The organism is Bacteroides sp. CAG:633, from assembly GCF_000435115.1.
GTDB classification, from domain to species: domain Bacteria; phylum Bacteroidota; class Bacteroidia; order Bacteroidales; family Bacteroidaceae; genus Bacteroides; species Bacteroides ndongoniae.
The window spans coordinates 2,635-3,468 of sequence record NZ_FR883154.1 but is presented as its reverse complement, the minus strand read 5'-3'; the positions used below and the strand labels follow the sequence as shown (position 1 = coordinate 3,468).

General features: G+C 56.0%; 1 protein-coding gene. It reads right to left on the bottom strand.

The window, feature by feature from the left end; genetic code table 11:
- On the bottom strand, positions 1 to 828 hold an 828-nt coding region (locus QVP67_RS14750; RefSeq protein WP_369677366.1), incomplete at its 3' end, for an ABC transporter permease.
- Positions 829 to 834 lie beyond the last annotated feature (6 nt).

Here is an 834-nt window from a genome sequence, read left to right as displayed (position 1 = left end):
GATGGGAAATACTTGTGCTTCATAGTCCCTGTCGTACAGCCGCCAGCTGTAGTCGCTCTGCATGAACTGCTCTTCCAACTGACGGATGTCGGCATCGGGTGCCAGCAGGGCAAATGTGTTGCCTCCCGTCATCTCGTGGCGTCTGTTGCTTTGCAGCAGGCCTTCGCTGTCGTTCAGCACCAGCATGTCCATCGTTTCCATGAAGTGGAGGGAATTGTTGAGCGGCGTGTCGTCCATGACGGCCTGCACGGTATAGGTGATGCCTCCGTTGTGGGGAGTGGCCGATGGCGAAGTGGGCAGCCGGCGGGTCATGACACATGTCTTTCCGATGGCTTCGGCCTCGCTGCCGAAGATGCGGACGGCCGTCGAACGGCTCATCACCAGTGCGTTGGGCGTATGACTGGCCCCCTCCCAGCTTCCGGCTACGATGTGGGGCGTGAAGATGCGGGCATAGAGGCTGTCCGTCTCCATCCGTTTCAACTCGTAGGGTAAGGTCTTGCCGGGCCTTACCTCGATGTCGAAGGGCATTTGGCGGGGATAGGAGACGAACGAAAGGGCCTCTACCCCCTTTGCCCAGCCGCGCATGTCCTCGCAGAGCGGTGCGGGCGTGCCGGAGAAATAATGGTCCTGTTCGCTATCGTACAAACTAACCAGTACAATCCGCTTGTAGTTGTCGAAGCAGTGATTGGTTGACTCAATATAACGGCTGCAATACAAGCAGACGCAGAAACTGAACAGGCCCACGGCCAGTCCGATGATAGAAATAACGTTTTGCGTGCGATATTTCAGCAGGTTTCTGATGGCTAATGTCAAGTAATGTAGTATCATAAGCAT